This window comes from Hymenobacter arizonensis (assembly GCF_900115775.1).
Classification (GTDB): domain Bacteria; phylum Bacteroidota; class Bacteroidia; order Cytophagales; family Hymenobacteraceae; genus Hymenobacter; species Hymenobacter arizonensis.
In genome coordinates this window covers 370,467-387,434 of record NZ_FOXS01000002.1, presented here as the reverse complement: position 1 = coordinate 387,434, position 16,968 = coordinate 370,467, and the positions used below count along the sequence as shown (strand labels likewise).

14 protein-coding genes are annotated in these 16,968 nt (G+C 60.0%); 4 read left to right on the top strand and 10 right to left on the bottom strand.

Annotation, left to right across the window (positions count from 1 at the left end; genetic code table 11):
* Positions 1-19: 19 nt before the first annotated feature.
* Complete coding sequence (locus BMZ66_RS08010; RefSeq protein WP_092670883.1) at positions 20-1,654, bottom strand: NADP-dependent glyceraldehyde-3-phosphate dehydrogenase; 1,635 nt, start codon at positions 1,652-1,654, stop codon at positions 20-22.
* A gap of 158 nt (positions 1,655-1,812) precedes the next feature.
* Between BMZ66_RS08010 and BMZ66_RS08005 the strand changes: the two genes are divergently transcribed.
* The 3 genes from BMZ66_RS08005 (at position 1,813) to BMZ66_RS07995 (ending at position 4,276) form a co-directional block, all read left to right on the top strand.
* Complete coding sequence (locus BMZ66_RS08005) at positions 1,813-2,244, top strand: hypothetical protein (protein ID WP_092670881.1); 432 nt, start codon at positions 1,813-1,815, stop codon at positions 2,242-2,244.
* Positions 2,245-2,295: 51 nt separating this feature from the next.
* A complete protein-coding gene (locus BMZ66_RS08000; protein WP_092670879.1) occupies positions 2,296-3,762 on the top strand; it encodes a hypothetical protein in 1,467 nt (488 codons plus the stop codon).
* A gap of 262 nt (positions 3,763-4,024) precedes the next feature.
* The gene (locus BMZ66_RS07995; RefSeq protein ID WP_092670877.1) at positions 4,025-4,276 is read left to right on the top strand and encodes a hypothetical protein; all 252 of its coding nucleotides are present in this window, start codon (positions 4,025-4,027) and stop codon (positions 4,274-4,276) included.
* A gap of 148 nt (positions 4,277-4,424) precedes the next feature.
* Here BMZ66_RS07995 and BMZ66_RS07990 read toward each other — a convergent pair whose 3' ends face one another.
* The 6 genes from BMZ66_RS07990 to BMZ66_RS07965 form a co-directional block, all read right to left on the bottom strand.
* Positions 4,425-4,922 (bottom strand): YciE/YciF ferroxidase family protein, encoded by a 498-nt coding sequence (locus tag BMZ66_RS07990; protein ID WP_214606971.1) that lies wholly within the window; start codon positions 4,920-4,922, stop codon positions 4,425-4,427.
* Positions 4,923-5,393: 471 nt separating this feature from the next.
* Complete coding sequence (locus BMZ66_RS07985; RefSeq protein WP_092670875.1) at positions 5,394-6,008, bottom strand: hypothetical protein; 615 nt, start codon at positions 6,006-6,008, stop codon at positions 5,394-5,396.
* 89 nt (positions 6,009-6,097) lie between these two features.
* Positions 6,098-6,760, bottom strand: a complete 663-nt coding sequence (locus tag BMZ66_RS07980) for a carotenoid biosynthesis protein (RefSeq protein WP_092670873.1) — start codon at positions 6,758-6,760, stop codon at positions 6,098-6,100.
* A gap of 67 nt (positions 6,761-6,827) precedes the next feature.
* Positions 6,828-8,330, bottom strand: a complete 1,503-nt coding sequence (gene crtD / locus BMZ66_RS07975) for a 1-hydroxycarotenoid 3,4-desaturase CrtD (RefSeq protein ID WP_234795027.1) — start codon at positions 8,328-8,330, stop codon at positions 6,828-6,830.
* Positions 8,331-8,363: 33 nt separating this feature from the next.
* Positions 8,364-9,284, bottom strand: a complete 921-nt coding sequence (gene ctlX, locus BMZ66_RS07970; RefSeq protein ID WP_092670871.1) for a citrulline utilization hydrolase CtlX — start codon at positions 9,282-9,284, stop codon at positions 8,364-8,366.
* Positions 9,285-9,582: 298 nt separating this feature from the next.
* Complete coding sequence (locus BMZ66_RS07965) at positions 9,583-10,779, bottom strand: class I SAM-dependent rRNA methyltransferase (RefSeq protein WP_092672892.1); 1,197 nt, start codon at positions 10,777-10,779, stop codon at positions 9,583-9,585.
* Between the two features lie 78 nt (positions 10,780-10,857).
* Between BMZ66_RS07965 and BMZ66_RS07960 the strand changes: the two genes are divergently transcribed.
* Positions 10,858-11,322 carry a GNAT family N-acetyltransferase gene (locus BMZ66_RS07960; RefSeq protein WP_092670869.1) on the top strand — a complete coding sequence of 155 codons (465 nt, stop codon included), beginning with the start codon at positions 10,858-10,860 and terminating at the stop codon, positions 11,320-11,322.
* Positions 11,323-11,328: 6 nt separating this feature from the next.
* Here the strand turns inward: BMZ66_RS07960 and BMZ66_RS07955 are convergent, their stop codons facing one another.
* From BMZ66_RS07955 to BMZ66_RS07945, 3 genes are all read right to left on the bottom strand, one after another.
* Positions 11,329-11,769 carry an SRPBCC family protein gene (locus tag BMZ66_RS07955; RefSeq protein ID WP_092670867.1) on the bottom strand — a complete coding sequence of 147 codons (441 nt, stop codon included), beginning with the start codon at positions 11,767-11,769 and terminating at the stop codon, positions 11,329-11,331.
* Between the two features lie 60 nt (positions 11,770-11,829).
* Positions 11,830-13,803: an OmpA family protein gene (locus BMZ66_RS07950; RefSeq protein ID WP_092670865.1), complete on the bottom strand. Its 1,974-nt coding sequence runs from the start codon at positions 13,801-13,803 to the stop codon at positions 11,830-11,832.
* A 173-nt stretch (positions 13,804-13,976) separates the two neighbouring features.
* Positions 13,977-16,955 carry a DEAD/DEAH box helicase gene (locus BMZ66_RS07945; protein ID WP_092670863.1) on the bottom strand — a complete coding sequence of 993 codons (2,979 nt, stop codon included), beginning with the start codon at positions 16,953-16,955 and terminating at the stop codon, positions 13,977-13,979.
* Positions 16,956-16,968 lie beyond the last annotated feature (13 nt).

Here is a 16,968-nt window from a genome sequence, read left to right as displayed (position 1 = left end):
TAACTAGTGCCATGCGCGCCTACAGAATAAACCGCGTGCTCAGGAAGCTGCTTTCCTGGCCATCCACAATCTCGTTCAGAATCTGCTTGTTGGCCTCGGTCTGCTTGGTGGCCACCACCGTGCGGATGCTAAACGAGCGCAGCGCGTCATTCACCGACAGCGTGCCCTCGGCCGAGTCCTTGCGGCCGGTGAAGGGGAAGGTGTCGGGCCCGCGCTGGCACTGGGCGTTGATGTTGACGCGGCTTACCTGGTTCACAAGCTGGTCGACGAGGTGGGCAACTTCCTGCGACTTGCTGCCGAAAATGCTCACCTGCTGTCCGTGGTCGGAGTCGATGATGTACTGAATGGCTTCGTCGACGTGGGAGAAGGAGGCCACGGGCACGATGGGCCCGAACTGCTCTTCGCGCCACATTTTCATGCCTTCCTGCACGGGGTACACCAGTGCCGGGTACACCAGCGGGCCGGCTGCGGTACCGCCGCCTTCGTTCATGATGCGGGCGCCCTTGGCCTGGGCGTCGGCGAGGCATTCGGCCAGGTAGCCGGGCTTCTGAGGCTCGGGCAGGGGCGTGATGTTCACTTTCTCGTCCCAGGGCATGCCGGGCTTAAGCTTGTTGATTTCGTCGCCGAGGCGCTGCACAAACTCTTCGGCAATGGTCTCGTGCACGAAGAATAGCTTGAGCGCCGTGCACCGCTGCCCGTTGAAGCTCAGCGCGCCCAGCACCGACTCCTTCACGGCCACGTCTAGGTCGGCATCGGGCATCACGATGGCCACGTTCTTGGCGTCGAGCCCGAGGATGGCGCGCAGGCGGTTGGACTTGGGGTGCAGCTTCTTGAGCGAATCGGCCACGCGGCTGCTGCCGATGAGCCCCAGCACGTCAATCTTACCCGACGACATAAGCGCCGGCACAATGGTGTTGCCGCGGCCGTACACCGTGTTTACCACGCCCTTGGGGAAAGCTTCGGTGAAAGCTTGCAGCAGCGGAAAGTGCAGCAGCGCGCCGTGTTTCGGAGGCTTAAACAGCACCGTGTTGCCCATAATCAGGGCCGGGATGAGCATGCAGAACGTCTCGTTTAGCGGGTAGTTGAAAGGGCCCATGCACAGCACCACGCCCAGCGGCGAGCGCCGAATCTGACCGATGATGCCTTCCTCAATGGTGAAGCGCGACGAGTCGCGGTCCAGGTCCTTGAGGGCGTCAATGGTATTGCGGATGTAATCGACGGTGCGGTCGAATTCCTTCTCCGAATCGGCCGCTGACTTGCCAATCTCCCACAGCAGCAGCTGCACGATTTCTTTTTTCTGGGCAACAATAAGACGGGTAAATTTCTCTACCGCCGCGATGCGTGCGGCCACGCTCATGGTGGGCCATTCGCCGCGGCCGTGGTCGTAGGCACGCACGGCCGCATCGAGGGCCTTGAGGCTCTCGGCTTCGTCGAGCAAAGGGTAGGAGCCGATAACGACGGGCTGCAGGGTGCCATCGGGCTGGCGCAGCTGAATGGGTGAGAGCACTTCCTGCGTGGGGCCGTTCCACTCGCGCAGCTCGCCGTCGAGCAGGTACTGGCGCTGGTGCAGCGGCGTGGGCCGGCGCCAGGCTTCGGGAATAGCCGCCTCGTCGGGCGGGAAAAGTTGGGTTAGGCTTTCAGTGGTTACAGACATGGTCGGGAGAGCATTGTGCGGTGCGAACCTACGCACCAGTACCTGCGAAGGGAAATATCGTCCCTTGAGATGCCGACAGACCATAATTTACGGGAACGTTTGCGTACCGCGCATGCGCAGGAAAGCTGTATGTTCAGGCCAAAATTATTTTTTCTGCTATGTCGCTTCGTCTCCTGATTTTACTCAATTTTGCCGCCGCTGCCTACCTCACCGGCCTCATCTGGACGGTGCAGGTGGTGCATTACCCCAGTTTCGGGCAGGTGCCCAAGGCGGCGTGGGCGGCCTTTCATGCGGCGCACACCCGCCGTATGAGCTACGTGGTGCTGGTGCCCATGGTGCTGGAACTGGGCCTGGCTATTTGGCTGGCGTGGGCGGGGCGGGCGGCACTGCCCAGCGGCAGCGGCTGGTGGAGCGTGGCGCTGGTGGTGCTGGTGTGGGCAGTGACCTTTTTTATATCGGTGCCGTTTCACAACTGCCTGGCCGTGGGCTACGACTACATTGCCATCGATGGCCTCATTCGCACCAACTGGTTCCGCACTGTGCTTTGGACGGCACGGGCCGGCCTGCTGGGCTGGCTGCTGGCGCGGTAAAACCAAACTAGCAAGGACGAGACTGCGGAATCTGCTGCTATTTTTAGCGGCATGAAGCTCTTTATCTGCCTGTGCCTGCTGCTGGTAAGCCTGCCGGTGTTTGCTCAACCAGCGGCCCCAGGCCCGGCAGTTACCGTCGAAGTCAATCGGGTGTTTTGCCTGGTGCGGTTTGTCGAAACGCTGGCGGGCAGCAGCGGCGGCTACGTTGGCAGCCGGAAGGCCTTCGAGAAAAGCCGATTCAACACCCCGGCGGCCCGGCGCTGGCTGCGTCACTACCAAAACCTAAACCGCGAGCCGGGGTTCGACTTCGAAGGCTATCCCGTTGGCCGACTGGGCAGCCAAGGCTCTACTGCCCCGGCCTATCTGGCCGCCAGCGCCGACGCCCAAAGCCTGCCTGACCTGCAGCGCCGCACCGTGGGCCTGCTGCCCAATGAGGTCCTGGCGAGCCTCGACAGCGTTTACCGATTTTTCACGCCGGCTTTCGACACGCTGGCCTGGCAGCCCCATGCGGCCGAGCTGAACAAGCTGCGCCCGGCTTACGCCGAATTCCTGGCCAAAAGCCAGTTGATGCAAAAGTTTGGGCGGCTGCGCACCTTCTACGGCAGCGTGTGGCCCGACGAATTTTCGTACCGCATCCAGCTGAACCCGCAGCTCAACACGAGCCAAGGCGTAGGTGGCCTCACGTTTACGAACCACGCCTGGGTGAGCGGCAACACGGTGTTGCTGGACTGCCATCCCGCGTCGCGCAATTTTGTGGACGGCACGGCCGTCGTGTTTCACGAAATGAGCCATTCCCTCTCCGCGCAGCAACGCCTGGGCCTGCAACAGCAGCTGGAATGCTGGTACCTGCACAACCCTTCGCCCAACCGCCGGGCCGCTTACAACCTCATGGAAGAAGCCTTGGCCACGGTAGCCGGCGAGTGGATTTACGCGCAACAAGCCGGGCAGCCCGAATCCGGCGAGTGGTACAACGACGACTACATCAACCGCTACGCCAAGGCCCTCTACCCCCTGATGACCGGCTATGTAGAACGTGGACAGACCATTGACAGTATGTTCGTTAGCCAGGCCATTAGCGCGTTCGACCGCACTTTCCCACAGGCCGCTACCGACTACGCGAACCTGTTTCGCAAAGTCCTGTACTGGTCCAATGCCGAGGACTTTCGCGCCGCCATCCTGCCGTTTAGCGACCGGTTCAAGAGCTCATTCACCTATACTTCTTCCCCTATTCTGAACTCAGCGAAGGCGCTGAGCCAAGCGCAGGGCGGCGAGTTTCTGCCGGTTATCCTCGTCGCGCAGAAACACGAGGCCACGCTGCGCTACCTCCGCAAAAACCTGCCGGCACTACGCAAGCAGCGCCTACGACCGGAGAAGAGCTTCCTGCTGAGCACAACCGGCCCCAATGGCCCAATAATTCTTGTGAATGCGCACGACCCGGCTCAGTTCACGGCCGCTGCCGTGCTGCTGGCCAAACAAAGCCACCTGGACCCCGCGCATTCACTGCAGTGGCTTAAGTAGGCAAGCCAAAAATGGCCCTTTGGCGCGATTTTAGCTAGTTGGCTATAACTGCCATCGAGGCGATTCCGCCACCAAGAGAAAGTTGTTAGTGCTTGGGTAAGTGCTATTTTGAGTTGGGGTTTAATTGCTTCAAGCAACAACTCTTGCTCGCCTCGCTGTCGATAGTCCAACTCAAATTACTGAAACAACCAGCCCGGCTTTCGCTGGCTTCCCAACGCCCACGCTCCTTTTCGCTATTCTTCAAAATCTGAATCCTTGATTTATGTCTTCTTACTTTTTGTCCCAGCCTCCCCACCTTAGTCCCGAGCAGCGCACGGCCTGGAACCGCCGCCAATACGTAGCCGAGTGCGCCATTACGTTTTTGGCCAATAAGGCCCAACCGCTCGATTCCGCCATCATTGCGCATCTGCAGGACTTCGTTGCCGGAAGCGCCACTTTGGGCCAGGCCATCGGCCGCATTGTCGACCATTTTGCACAGCAGCCCCAAGACTTCGGCACGCTTCAGCACCACTAAAAGCTGTTAGCGTCAATTAATTGACCAACTAACCCCGCCTTTAAAGTCTAGCTGCAGCACCTACCGCAACGCAAAACGCCCCCACGGCCAACTGTCTCCTTGTAAAGGAAGCACCGGCCGTAGGGGCGTTTTGCGTTAATGCTTAAGACTACATCGCCTTAGCGTTCAGGTAGTTTTTAGCAAGCTCGTTGAGCTTGGTATCGGTTAGCTGCTCTTCTTCAAGCGTCTGGCGCAGCAGGTCGGCGGCTTCGTTGTGGCCCAGGCGCTCGGCGAAGTGAGCCGCCGTGCCGTAGCCCGAAATTTCGTAGTGCTCGATGCGCTGCGAAGCGGCAATCAGGGCGGCGTCCATTACTTCATCAGTAGCGCGCTCCGACATTGTTTCCTGGCCTTCCGCAATCAGACCGGCCATGGCTTTGCAGGTGTGGCCGTCGAGGTCCAGGTTGAGGTTTTTGCCAATGCGCTCCAGGCGCTCTACTTGCTTCTCAGTCTCACGCAGGTGCCGCTCGAAGCCGGCGCGCAGGCGGCCGTCTTTGGCTTTTTCAGCCATCATGGGCAGGGCCTTCACCAGCTGAGTTTCGGCGCTGTATAAGTCTTTGAGCTGCATCTCGAACAAGTCGTCGAGGGTTTCCATTTTGTCGAAGAACATAACAGGTGTAATTAGGTGGGAAAAAATGAGAGGATAATCGGTAACCAGCCTTGCGAGCCGGTTTGATTTTAATAGGTTCCTCTACGTTGAGGCCGCCGCTGGGGTAGCGGTTGGCCGCAACTAGCTGCCTTTTTGGGCCGTTTATCGTCCTCTTCCTTTAATCCACATTATGTTGTATGACAGCTTATTAAGCTGCCAGTGAAATGGGGGCAACCGCATCGCCGCTATAAATACGTAATTGAAAATCCGTACTTCCCGAAGCACATTTTTATAAGACCAGCGCCTCAGAGACACCCATCAGGTAATAAACAGTCGGGAGTAATTGGAAATTTACTGAGATAAGCTCAAGCATAAGAACCTGGGAACGAGATACAAATATGCACCTCGGCCCCAGGCTCAAGTCTTGATGCGTCGCTCTGACCTCAATCAAATTTTCACCCGTAGCTAAGCGGTTGCGCTGAACGCACCATGCTAGATGCGGGCAAAGTGCTCAGCCGCAATGCGAGCTCCAGCGTCGGTGCAAATGCCGCGGATGTAGTAGAGAAAAATGCTGCGGAAAACCTCGGCCATGTTGTAGCGCTCGGGCGGAAACACGCTGGGGTTGAGCAACATGTTCAGCTGTTCCATCAATATCTTGGTCACCAGGTTGATGTTGATATCGGAGCGGAACAGCTTGTTGCGAATGCCGTCGTTGAGCAGTTGCTGCAGCTGCGGTGCCGAATAGGTATTCAAGTGCTCCAGCACCGCCTCCCAGGCCTGCGGAAAAGCAGCCTGCAGGTCACCGTAGAAGGTGCTCGGAATGGTATGCAAATCGCGCAAGCCCAACTGCAGCAGGCCGTAAAGGCGCTCTACAGCCGAAGGGTACTGGGCATAAAGTGCGGCGTGCTCACGCTTTTGGCGCTCTATGTCAGCTAGCAGCGTGCTGTGTACCAGCGTGGCCCGGTCGGGGTAGGTAGCCTTAAGGTCGTCGACCGAAATAGAAAGAGCTTTTGCCAACAGGTTCTCAGGCGCACTGAGAAGCCCGTGTAGGTAAAAAACAGGCATGGCCGATTCGAGAGAAACGGTCAAAGGAGTAGCGTTGGGCATAGATGGAAGGGAAGAAGAATGGTCTAACTAAATAAGAACTTAGTTAGTTCGCTATGCCTCAAAAACGGAGTAGGCCGTTGAAAAATAGCTTATTGCAATGCGCCAAGCAGGAAAAAAAACAGCAATTGTGTAAGGTAGACCAATGGCACCAAGGCGTTGGATTTGGTAAAATTAGCCCTGTTGAACAGCATTTGCAGAATGCAGGAAAAAATGAACCAGTCGCGGAAATTCTGAAAAGGAATCACGTTGGCGGTCCAGTGCCAGAAGTCGTAGGTGCTGGCCACTGGTTCTATGCACATATCAAGGCCCACCATGAGCAGCGCCGCCAGAAGGGTGCGCGGGAGTTCGGGCAGGGGAAGGTAGCGCGCCAAAATGCCGCAGGAATAAGTCAGCACCAGCCAGTTGAGGCCAATGGCCAGCGGCACGCCAAGCATTTTGTAGCCCAGGGTGTCGCCGTAGTTGTAGTGGCCAAAAAACCAACCGAAGTGCACTCCAAACACCTCAATGGCAAAGCCAAGCAAGGCCACCACGATGCAGAAGCTCCAGAACCCAACGCTGCGGCCCGGCTGAAATGAGAACAGCAAGCCCGCCGTGAGCACCAGCGTGAGGGGCGTAAACCGCAGGTAAAAGCTGGGGTCGTCGACAAAGGCCAGCCCCACAAAGCCCGTGATGTGAAACAAGAGCACCAGGCCCTGGGCCACGCGCAGCCGGCGGGTATTCACGGCCGGTAGCGGCTCGGTGTAATCAACCATAGGGAAGAATGAAAAACGAAGCGGGAGAAGCGAAGAATCGTTGCGATGAAATTCTTAACCTTCTGCTTTATTCTTCATTAATAAGAGACGAAACGATTTTAGCCGACAGCAAGCATAACGGAATGCCGCCACCTGGGTGCACCGAGCCTCCGCAAAAGTACAGCCCTTCCAGCCGACCCGAAAAGTTGGGGTGCCGTAAAAATGCCGCCAGTGCGTTGTTTGATGAGCTGCCGTAGAGTGCGCCGCCAAACGACGATGTGTCGGCGGCAATGCCCGGGGGCGTCCACACTTTCTCGGCTGCTATCAGGGGCTCAAGGTCGGTGCCCAAGGCTTGGCTCAGCTTACGGAGGACTACGCCGCGGGTTTTGGCAGTGAGGGCGTCCCAGTCCTGACCTTGGTCGTGGGGTACGTTCACCATCACAAACCAGTTTTCGTGGCCGGCGGGGGCGTCTGTCGGCGTTTTCTTGGAGGTGATGTTGACATAAGCGGTCACGTCATCGGCCACGGTTTTCTCCTGAAAGATGGATTGGAACTCCCGCTGATAATCGGCCGAGAAGAAAATGTTGTGCAGGTCCAGCTCCGGAAATTCGCGGCTGATGCCCCAGTAGAAAATAAGGGCCGAGGAGGAGCGGGGCTGGCCAAGGGTGCGCTCCGGCGCGGGCTCGCGGGGCAGCAGGCGGCGATAGGTCGGCACCACGTCCATGTTGCTCACCACCCGGCCAAAGTCATACACGTCCTGGGCCGTGCGCACGCCGGTGACGCGCCCGTCGGCGGTCACAATTTCTTCCACCGCTTCGTTGTAGCGAAACTTCACCCCAAACTCAACCGCCAGCTTGGCCAGGCTTTCGGCAATGGCGTAGATGCCGCCCTCCGGGTAGAACGCGCCGATGCCGTGCTCCAGGTGCGGAATCATGCTCAGCGTGGCCGGGGCCTGGTAGGGGTCCGAGCCGTTGTAAGTGGCGTAACGGTCGAAGAGCTGCACGAGGCGTGGGTCGGAAAAGGCCTGCGCGTGGCGTTGGTGCATGGTGCCCGTCAGGCCCAGGCTGGGCAGGGCCGCCACGGCCTTCAGCGTTTCGGGGCTGAGGAAGGTTTTGGCCTTATGCAGCGACTTATGCAGGAACGTGCCAGCGGTGGCGTCGTAAGCCTTGCCGCCACGGTGCAGAAACTTGGTGACGTCAGCGGCGGGCGTGCCTAGCTTTTCTTCAACCTCGGCCGCAAATTTTTGCGAGTCGGCCCAGGCCGTGAGCCGCGTGCCATCGGCAAAGAAATAGTTGGTAATGGGGTCGAGCCGCTCGTAGCGGAAGTACTCGCTCGGCTCGCGGAGGGCCAGTCGGAAAATATCATCGACCAGCTGCGGCAGCGTGAAGAGCGACGGCCCGGCATCGAAGCGGTAGCCGCCCGGCAGGCTGAACTGGTGCATTTTGCCCCCAAACGTGCCACTGGCCTCGAACACCGTGACGGCGTGGCCGGCTACGGCCAGGCGCACCGCCGTGGCCAGCCCCGCGATGCCCGCACCGATGACGGCCACGGGTTGGCGCAAAGACAATACTTTATGCTTGTTGCGGAACACAGACGGAATAGGGGAAAGGCGGCAGTTAAGAGGTTAGGCGAGTTTGGTCGGCAAAAATATTTCCGCCAGCATGCAGCGGGCGCTGCCGCCACCCACGGTTTCGATGGTAGGAATGGCCAGGGGTACCAACTCGGCATAACGCCCCAATGTTTGGCGCTGGGCCGGCGCGAGGGCGTCGTGGGCTTGCTGCGACATCACGAGCAGGGGCTGCCCGCCCGCTGTTGGCGCCAGAGCCAGCATGTTGCCCGCAAATTGGCCTATCTGGGCCTGCGAAATGGCTACTATTTCGTGGCCGGTTGCGGCGAGCGAGGCAACTACAGCAGCACGCTCGGCCGCATCGGCAATGCTGTCGAGGCACACTACGGCAAAGCCCGGCCCCACGCACATCATCACGTTGGTATGGTAGATTTCGTGTCCCTGTGCGTCGGTGGCCCGAAAAGCCACTGGCTGGTAACCTAGCCGCTGCACCACTTGCTCAAATAAGGCCGCATCGGTGCGGGGCGACAAGCCAGCATAGGCCACGCGGTGCGTGTGGTCGAAAATGATGCTGCCCGTGCCTTCCAGAAACCGGTTGTCCTGCTCGGTGCCCGACAAGTCCACGACTTCGCGCACGGCAAACTCGCGGGCCAGCGTCGCCACAAGCTCGGGCTGGCGCTCGGCGCGGCGGTTGGGGGCGCACATCGGGTAAAGCAGCAACTGGCCGTCGGCGTGAGTTGAGAACCAGTTGTTGGGAAAAACCGCATCGGGCTTGGGCGGCTCCGACGCATCATCGAATACTAGCACCCGCAGGCCCCGGCCACGTAAGGTGGCCACCGCCGCGTCGAACTCTGCTAGCACCTGGGTAGCGAGACTAGCGCCAGTCATTTGCTGCTGGTAGTGGTTAGAAACTGCCGTTTCAGCATTGAATCCGAAGCTGGCAGGGCGCACCAGCAGCACCGTGTTGGCAAGGGTCATACAGGGTATGAGTTTTGGGCTGGTGATGAAGTTATTCAAGCTCTCAACTGATGGTCATGCTGAGCGCAGCCGAAGCATCTCTACCGCTTCGTCCGCCCCACGTCTGTCATGCCTGAGGCACGAAGCATCTTATCATCACTGAACGAATCGTTATAACGTGATAAGATGCTTCGCAAGCTCAGCATGACAGACGACTAAGTTTAGTGCTGCGGTAGAGACGCTTCGACAAGCTCAGCATGACGTTCAAGAGTGTTTATAAGGGACTTCCTAAATAATTTCAATCCCCAACCTAATCCCTTTACTCCACCGCCAGCACCAAGCCTTTCAAATAAGCGCCCTCCGGGTGAAACAAGCTCACGGGGTGGTCAGCCGGCTGCGTGAGGCGGTGCAGGATGCGCGCCGGGCGGCCCGCCTCAATGGCCGCGGCCAGTACCGCGCCTTCAAATAGCTCGGGGCTCACTACCTGCGAGCAACTGAACGTAAACAGCAGCCCGCCGGGCGCGAGGTGCGCAATGCCGGCCGCGTTCAGGCGCTTGTAGCCCATGAGGGCGGCGTGGCGGGCACCCATGTGCTTGGCAAATGCGGGCGGGTCGAGCACCAGCAAGTCGTACTGGGCCGAGTGGTTTTTGAGGAAGCCCAGCACGTCGTCGGGGTAGGCGGCGTGGCGCTCGGCGTGGGTGGAGAGCTCGGCGTTGCGCTCGGTAAGGGCAATGGCTTTCTTACTCGAATCGACGGAGTGCACTAGCTCGGCGCCGGCCTCTAGGGCGTATACCGAGAAGCCGCCGGTGTAGCAGAAGGTGTTGAGCACCTTGCGGCCGGGCGAGTAGCGGGCCAGCAGGGCGCGGTTGTCGCGCTGGTCGATGAAAAAGCCGGTTTTCTGGCCGGTTTCCCAGTCCACGGCAAACTGGTGGCCGTTTTCGTGCACGAGGTGCTCGGCCCCGGTGCTCTCGCCCATGAGGTAGCCGTTTTGGGCGTCGGGCACGGCGTTGCCGGGCACAGTTTCGGCGCTCTTGTCGTAGATGGCGCGCAACTTATCGCCGAACACGGCTTGCAGGGCAGCGGCAATCTCGGGGCGGGCGCGGTACATGCCCACGCTGTGCGCCTGCACCACGGCCACGTCGCCGTACACGTCGATAATCAGGCCGGGCAGGCCGTCGCCTTCGGCGTGCACAAGGCGGAACACGTTGGTATCGGCTGTGCCGGTAAGGCCCAGGCGCTGGCGCAGCTGGTAGGCTTCGCGCAGCTTTTTCTCCCAGAATTCCGGCGAGGGCAGATTGGCGTTCACGCCGAAATCGAGCATACGCACGGCAATGGAGCCGCCGCCCGAAAAGTGGCCCACGCCCAGCAGCTCACCGTCGATGGCTTCCACGCGCACGGGGTCGCCCTCGTGGGTGTCGCCCTTCACGCGGGCAATGGCGCCCGAGAATACCCAGGGGTGGCGGCGGCGCAGGGAGTGGTCTTTTCCGTTTTTGAGGACGATGGTGGCGGGGTTCAGCATAGCCCACAAAGGTACGGCGCCCGCTGTGCGAACTTTGCGTTCGTCTTTTGCACCCGCTGCGCCAAGGCCAACGCTATGAACCACGACCTCACCATTCTCGACTACGAACCCACTCACCAACCCGCTTTCCGCGCCCTCAACCACGAGTGGATTTCGCATTATTTCACCATTGAGCCCATTGACAATGAGATGCTCGACGACCCCGAGGACTACATTCTGGCGCCCGGCGGCCACATCTTCATGGCCCGCCACGGTGGCGAAATAGTCGGCACCTGCGGCCTAATCAAAGAACATGAAGGCGTGTACGAGCTGGCCAAAATGGCCGTTTCGCCCCGCGCGCAGAGGCTAGGAATCGGCTGGGCTTTGGGTCAGGCCATCATAGAAAAAGCCCGGCAGCTAGGCGCCCACCGCGTCGAGCTGCTGTCCAACTCGCGGCTGGGGTCGGCTCTTAAACTTTATGAAAAGCTCGGGTTTCGGCACGTACCCGTGCCGCCCACGCCCTACCAGCGCACCGACGTGAAGATGGTGCTAGACCTGTAGACGGACCTACTTGAACCAGCGCCGATAAATGGGCTTGCGCCAGGCAAACTGCGCCCACATGGCCGGGTACAGCACCGCATCGAGCAGGGGCGAAGCCGTGCGGTATTCCAGCGCATCCACAATCACGCTGCCGCCGTGGGGGCCGGGCTCAATGAGGTGGCGGTGGCGCCAGTAGCGCAGAGGCGGGGGCAGCACCTGGCCTTCGTCGATGAAAAAATGCGTGCCGTCGGGCCATTGGCCGTGGTCGGTAATAAGGGAAGTCCATTTCAAGCGCTTCACCAGGGTGTTGAGCTCGATTTCGACTTGGTCGCCGGTTTCGCAGCCATCGAACCGCAACACCCGCAGCTTGGGAAATGGGGGCGCCAGGGCCACAAAAAGTGCGCGGGTAAAGCCGGCCATCACCTGGGCGGGCGACTGCGCAACGGCGGTTCGAAGGGTGACGTGCATAGGTAATCAGCACAACGGCCACAGCCGGGCTTTGTTTGCGGCAGTTTGCCCGCGAGCAACTTACTGAAATCCGGTTATCCTAAATTCTACCCGACGGTTTAGCTTGCGGGTGTGTTCCTGGTCGTTGCTGGCCGTGGGCTGGGCACCGCCGAAACCGACGCCAGCAATGCGCGATTCGGCAATGCCCCGCTCTACGAGGTAGGCCTTCACGGTGCCCACGCGCTGCTCGCTAAGCACCACATTTTTCTCGGGCGGGCCCACATTGTCGGTATGGCCGCGCAGCTCAATGGTCATTGCGGGGTTGTCGGAGAGCAGGGCCACGAGCTTGTTTAGGGCCGGAAACGAGGTGGGCAGCAGCACCGCCTGGCCCTGTTCAAACTGCACGTTGTCGAGCGCCACGGTGGTGCCCACGCTCAGGGGCTGCAGCAGAATGTCGCGCACGTAAGGGCCTGGGCCGGCCGTCCAAGTGCTGTCGAGGGCAATGTAGCCCGTGAGTTGAGCGTGATAAGCATAGCTAGTGCCGGGCTTGCCCTGGTAAGAAAAAGTGCCATTGGGGTTGAGGCGCACGATGGTGCCGAAGCCGGTCCCCAAGCGCAGCTGCGTCTGGGGCAAGGGCTGGTAGGTAGCGGCATTTAGCACGCGGCCCCGCCAGGTGGCCGTGGCGGGGGGCGGCGGGGCGGGCGCGGCACGGGGCGGCACCTGAAACAAGTTGCAGCCCGCCAGGTCGGTGTAGGTACCTTTGCGCACCAGGGTGGCACGGCGCCGGGCCATGTCGACTTGATACACGGCTTTGGGGCCGGCCAGGTAGAGGCGACGGCGCCCGGCCGCGTCGTTTTGCATCAGCAAGTCGCTGTAGCCGCCGCGCTTGGGCAAGCCGTCGAGCTTCATGCGCTCGGGGGAGGGCCGGCCGGTTTTCAGATTGACTTTGAGCAGGGAGCCGTCGGTGCTGTACACGCGGTACATGGTGTTGGCATCGTCGAGGCAGAAGTTGCCGTGAGTGCCCGCACCAGGAAAAGTGATTTCGTAGTAGAACGGCGCTTTCTGCAGGGGGTCGTTGAACCAGACCACCGCCACCTTGCCGGTGGAGGGCGTCACTTTCACCAGCAGGTTGCCGTCGGAACTGTTGAAGTAGAGGTCGCCCCGGTCATCGGTGGCGGCCGAAATCCAGACATTCTCCGAGCCTTGGGCCGGGAGCTGCCAGGTGGTATAAGCGCCCTTACGAGTCACGGGGTCGTAGCGGTACACGTATTCGGGCGTGTCGGTGGGCGCTTTGGTCACGGAGTACAGGCAGTTGTCGAAGCCCTTGGCCAACGCGTACGACTGGAAGGGTAGCACCTTGCGGTGAACTTTGGGCGCCGCCGTCAGGTCGTTGGCCGGAAACTCGTGGATGGTGCGGCAGTCGTCTTCCCAGCGGCCGTTGTAGAAGCCCGTGGCGGCAATGCCGTAAAATTTATTATCGCACACCTGGGCCGCGTAGCGAAGGCTGGACCATGCTTTTTCGGTGAAGGCAAAGGAATCCACCAATTCTTTGCCATCGGCCAGGTACTGGGCATCCTCTCTGGCTTCCCCACGGTATTCAATCTGAAACTGGTAGCCGCCGCGCCACACCCGGCGCCCCACCACGTGCAGGCGCGTTGGCGTGGCCGACGAATGCGTGTAGAGGTACTCGTAGCGTATCTCCTCGTAGCTGCCCAAATCCTGCTGCTCAAGGCCCAGCACCTGGGCCCGGGGCAGCCGCTGAATGCTGCGCCACACCGAGTCCTGGCCTCCTTGTAGCGTGAGCTTCAAGTCTTTCTGCTGGATGGGAAGCAGCTGGGTGGTGAGGGTGACGTAGGCAGGAGCCGGGCGGGCCGCGGTAGCGTAGAACGTCGCTTCAGCCCCGTCGACGCCTTTGCGCAATTGCCAGGAGGCTGGGTACTCAATTTGGTAGCGGCCTTTGGCATCGGTGAACACCGCCGGGGGCAGGGTTTCTTCCTGCTGCGCGTAAAGCGCCGCCGGACTTAGAAGCAGCACCAGCAACAGAACAACCTTCATCAACAATAGCTCAGATGTTAACAATGCTGTTTAAGATAAATAAAATCACATCAACAGTAAAGAAACACCCTTTCCCGCGAAAAACATACTGCCCGGCTGATTCTGGCTCGTCCTGGCATGGGCTAGGCACAACTTATCTCTAGCTCTAACGCCGCCAGTAAGACACTCAAAAGCTACCCCAGCAGCTCCTCAATATCAGCCCGCGTCAGGTGCTTGATAACGGCCTCGTCGGTGGCAATCAGCTCGCTCACCAGCGCCAGTTTGCGGCGCTGCAGAGCCAGGATTTTCTCCTCCACCGTGCCTTGGGTGATGAACTTGTAGGTGAACACCGGCCGCTGCTGGCCAATGCGGTGGGCGCGGTCTACGGCCTGGGCCTCCACGGCAGGGTTCCACCAAGGGTCGAGAATGAAGACATAGTCGGCCGCAGTGAGGTTGAGGCCCACGCCGCCGGCTTTCAGGCTGATGAGGAAGATTTTTAGTTCTTCATTTTCCTGGAAGCGTGCCACCTCTTTGGGGCGGTCGCGGGTAGCGCCGTCGAGGTAGGCGTAGGCAATCTGGCGCTCATCCAGCGCTGCCCGCACTAGGGCTAGGTGTTGCACAAATTGGCTAAACACCAACACCTTGTGTCCCTCAGCCACCACGTTGCGAATCATACGCATCACCTCGCGCAGCTTGCCCGATTCGTGCGTATAATTTTCGTCAGCCAGACGCGGGTGGTTGGCAATCTGACGAAGGCGCGTCAGGCCCTGCAGCAACAGGAACTGCGTGTTGGCCGGCCCGTTCTCGTCGAGGTTGCGCAGAATTTTATTGCGGTAGAAGCTCTTGGTTTCCTCGTAGGCGTGGGCCTGCTCCTCCGTCATGGGGCAGTAGCTAAGCTGCTCGGTTTTCTCGGGTAGCTCTTTGGCCACCTGGGCTTTGTGGCGGCGTAGAATAAACGGCTTGATGAGGGCGTGCAGGCGCCGCGTACGGCCTTCGTCCTGGTGCTTCTCAATGGGCTTCAGGAATTCCTTGCGAAAAAACGCCTGCGTGCCCAGCAAGCCCGGGTTGATGAACGACATCTGTGACCACAAGTCCATGGTGCTGTTTTCCACGGGCGTGCCCGTCAGAATCAAGCGGTGCTTGGAGCGTAGCTGCCGCACAGCTTGTGAGGTTGTCGACGACGGATTTTTGATGGCCTGCGACTCGTCGAGAATGACATAATCAAACTTGTAGCCGGCCAGCAGCTCCGTATCCAGCCGCACAATGCCGTAGCTGGTCAGCACCACGTCGTAGTCGGCAAACCGGTCGGGGTTTTTGTCGCGGTAGGTGCCGGTATAGGCCAGAATACGCAGGTCGGGCGTGAATTTCTCGGCCTCGTTCAGCCAGTTGAATACCAAGGAGGTAGGCAGTACCAGCAGCGACGCTGCGCCTTTGGCTTCGCCGCTTTCGCGGCGGTGCAGCAGCATGGCCAGCGTCTGCACGGTCTTGCCCAAGCCCATGTCGTCGGCTAGGCAGCCACCAAAGTGGTAGTCCTGCACAAAGCGCAACCAGTTGTAGCCCGCCTTTTGGTAAGGCCGCAGCTCACCCAGGAAGCCGGTGGGCAGGGGGTGGTCTTCTACTTCGGCAAAATCGCGCAGCTTAGCCAGCTTGCGGCCCATGCGCACGGTGGCCAGCTCATTGCTCTGCAAGTCGGCCACCAGCGCCAGGTGATGGCGGCGCAGGTTCAGGCCCTCTGGAGTCTCTTCGCCGAAGGCAAACAGCTCCAAGTAGTCCGTAAACCACTCGTCGGGGATGATGGCAATCTGACCGTTGGGCAGCTTGAACTCCCGGCGCCGCTGCAGAATGTGCCCGCGGAGCCGGATAAACGGTATTTCAATGTCGCCGAAGCGTACCGTACCGCGCACATCAAACCAGTCGCCGGACTCCTGAATGCCCACGTGTACGCTAGTGGGCCCGATGAAGTAGCTTTTGGTGGCCGTTGAGGCGGCTTCCACCGTGTAGCCCAGTTCGGCCAGGGCCATGGTGTTGTCGTGCAGCCACTTAAAGGCCTCACTCTTGGGCAGAATGGCTTGGCCATTTTCTACCGTGAGCTGGCGTTCGCGCAGCTCGGCTACGGTGGCTTGCTCCTGCTCGGGGTTGCGGAGCAGGCGGTGAAACACGTAGCTATCAGCGGTTTTCTCCAGGCGCACGCTCACCGGTTTGTCGGTACCCAGCGCCATCAAGTGGGGCCCGTAGCGGAAGCTCAACTCAAAGTGAATTTGCTCGGTTTCGGGGCCCGTGAGCACAGGTGCCAAGGGCTTGGGCAGCGGAATACGGCCGCGACGCGGCGGCCCGGGCGGGCGCACCGGCGCTTCGGGCGCCGGCGCCGCGGGTATAGCATCGCTGAACGTCAGGCGCGGCCGCGCCACGTAGCGCTCCGACCGGATGTCGAAACCCCGGGCGTGCACCTCAAACGATTCCATAAGCGGCGCCACAAATTTCTGGAAATAGCTTTCTTCCACGTTGCGGGGCACCACAATGAATTTCTTCTTCAGAAAAGGCAGCAGCTTGCGTCCGTCCACCTCGGTGCGGAAGGAGTAGAGCAGGTCGCCTAGCAGCAGCCACGCCGGCTGCAGGCACACCAGCAGCGCATCCTTGTACTGGAAGTCGAGGCGCTGATTCTGGTACTGAATGGTGGGGAAGTAATGCGTGCCGTCCTCGTTGCGGCGGAAGTGGAAGAGGATGGACGCCTTGGAAGGCGCCAGTCCAATTTCTTTCCACGTCGGCTCGCCGTCGCGACCCATGATGAACACGCGCTTGCCCGCCAGCTTGGCCAGAATGGCCGCCATACGCGTTTGCACGTGCCGCGAAATGGCATCCTGCAAGGGCTTATCGCCCTTCTCAGCGTTATAAGTTTTAAGGAAAAATTCGGCCGTTGCGATTTTGCGGGGCCAGAACTCTTTCACCACGGCTTCCTGCTGAATCTGGTCGCAGAGCTCCACCAACTCGAAGTCGGTAGCATCGAGGCCCGCTTCAAACTCGTGCGCATTTTTGCCCGAAACCGTCTGGTGCAGAAGCGTTAATTGGTCGCGGGGACCCAGCTGCACCACGTAAGCCGCAAACAAATGGCCGAGGAACTCGTGCTCGAAGAGCGAGTAAACAATCTGAAACGGTTCTGAGGTAGATACTTTCATAGCCGGACACGCG